The following is a 1,812-nucleotide window of genomic DNA, read 5'->3' on the forward strand; positions in this document are numbered from 1 at the left end:
GGCAGCCGCCGGCCTCGCAGCCGTCATGGGCGGCACGCCAGCCCAGATCGAAAATGCCGCGGAAATCGCGCTCGAACACCATCTTGGCATGACCTGCGATCCGATCGCCGGCCTGGTGCAGGTTCCCTGTATCGAGCGCAATGCGCTGGGTGCGGTGAAGGCGGTCACGGCCGCATCCCTCGCAGTGAAGGGCGACGGCCAGCATTTCGTGCCGCTCGACGCGTGCATCGAGACGATGCGCCAGACGGGCTACGACATGAGCGAGAAGTACAAGGAAACCTCGACCGGAGGCCTTGCCGTCAACGTCGTCGAATGCTGAGTTTGTGGACGTTTAATGCTTCTTGCTTGACGCTGCCGGTCAAAAGGATTTCAACGGCAGCATGGCACTGAATCTCATCAAGCTCTGCGTCGGCTGCGACTCGATCGAAGACCTGCGCGAATGGGTAGCCGAGCGGTCGCTGCGCGCCATCGCCGCCGGACTGGAACCGCATTCAGTCCATACGACCCGCATGGTACCGAAGCGCGTGGAAGAACTGCTCGACGGCGGCTCGCTCTATTGGGTGATCAAGGGGCAGGTACAGGCCCGCCAGAAGATTCTCGATATCCAGACATTCACGGACGGAGAGGGGATCGGCCGCTGCCACCTGGTGCTCGGTCCTGAGGTGATCGAAACCTCGGTGCAGCCAAAGCGGGCCTTCCAGGGCTGGCGTTACTATCCTGATGACGATGTGCCGCGCGATCTCCACAGTCTCGGCGCTGGCATTGCGGAAATGCCGGCGGATCTTCGGCGCGAGCTTTCGGAACTCGGATTGCTTTAAAGCCGTTTGTTTTTGCGCACTGCTGGAATTGCTTTGACGCCTCAGCGCAAACGCAGCACGACCGGCGAATTGCCATCAGCCGACGTGATGTGCAGGTGGATATGCGCTTCAGGCTGCGAGTAGCGCCAGGCGCGCGCGCCGTGGCAAAGCAGCAGGTTGATGAGATCACGTGTCTTCGGCGATTTCGCTCTTGGGCGCTGCAGGCCGATTTCGGCAAGACGCAGCGCTGCTTCGTGCAGTGGATGCAGGCCGGAACGGCCTTTGTTGACCGCCCGGCGCCCCGCAGGCGCATTTGGAATATTCTCGTTGATCGACATCATCTTCCTCGTACGCAATACAAACCGAACTAGGATCGACGGCCGGCGGCGCGAACACCGCAGCCGGCAGGCAGGAGCGCCGCCAAATCAGTCATAGGCAGCGCCGGACATCTCATTGGGCAGCCGCCCAGCACTTGACGCCGGCCTTCTTCAGGGCCTTGCAGGCGTTGACCGCATCACGCTGGCCATCGAAGCCGCCGAAGCGGGCGCGGTAGATTTGATCGCCGTCATTGGCATAGGCGACGGCGAAGGGCTTGGCGGAGCTCAGCGCCTTGCCGCCCTTGGCCTTGGCGTTTGCCAGAAGGTCCATCGCCATCTCACGGCTAGAGGAGACACCGATCTGGACGACCCAGCCGGACGGCTGCGGCACTTCCTTGGCGGCAACTTCCTTTGCCGGGGCAGCCTTGGTGGAAGCGGTCGTCACCTCATCGACGGAGGTATCGCCCTGTTCCGGCGGTATATAAGCAGGTGCCGGCGTCGGCACGGCGACGGAAGCCTGTTCCTGCTGCTGCTTGATCGCGACGGTCTTCACCTTGGTCGGAGACGGCATCGGCTGCGTCAGCAAGGGGTTGTCTGTCTTGGGTTCAGCGGTTTCCGCATAGGCAACTTCGGTGCTTGCCGTCTGATAACGGCTGTCCGGAAGCGGCCCCTTATGCGGCAGGCCGAGATCGGCAGGC

At 62.5% G+C, this 1,812-nt stretch carries 4 protein-coding genes; 2 read left to right on the plus strand and 2 right to left on the minus strand.

The window, feature by feature from the left end:
* Both PMI11_RS00040 and PMI11_RS00045 read left to right on the plus strand, forming a co-directional pair.
* Nucleotides 1-319 (plus strand): L-serine ammonia-lyase, iron-sulfur-dependent, subunit alpha (locus tag PMI11_RS00040; protein WP_007811919.1); only part of this gene is annotated, 319 nt, incomplete at its 5' end.
* 61 nt (nucleotides 320-380) lie between these two features.
* Nucleotides 381-818: a DUF1489 family protein gene (locus PMI11_RS00045; protein ID WP_007811921.1), complete on the plus strand. Its 438-nt coding sequence runs from the start codon at nucleotides 381-383 to the stop codon at nucleotides 816-818.
* A 41-nt stretch (nucleotides 819-859) separates the two neighbouring features.
* Here the strand turns inward: PMI11_RS00045 and PMI11_RS00050 are convergent, their stop codons facing one another.
* On the minus strand, nucleotides 860-1,135 hold the full coding sequence (locus tag PMI11_RS00050; RefSeq protein ID WP_007811924.1) for a hypothetical protein: 276 nt from the start codon (nucleotides 1,133-1,135) through the stop codon (nucleotides 860-862).
* Nucleotides 1,136-1,247: 112 nt separating this feature from the next.
* On the minus strand, nucleotides 1,248-1,812 hold a 565-nt coding region (locus tag PMI11_RS00055; protein WP_007811927.1), incomplete at its 5' end, for an SPOR domain-containing protein.

Source organism: Rhizobium sp. CF142 (assembly GCF_000281145.1).
In the GTDB taxonomy this organism is placed as follows: domain Bacteria; phylum Pseudomonadota; class Alphaproteobacteria; order Rhizobiales; family Rhizobiaceae; genus Rhizobium.

What these genes read in the sequence shown, in the direction of transcription:
- PMI11_RS00045 (WP_007811921.1), top strand. Translation starts at nt 381, where the DNA reads ATGGCACTGAATCTCATCAAGCTCTGCGTCGGCTGCGACTCGATCGAA.
- PMI11_RS00050 (WP_007811924.1), bottom strand. Translation starts at nt 1,135, where the DNA reads ATGTCGATCAACGAGAATATTCCAAATGCGCCTGCGGGGCGCCGGGCG.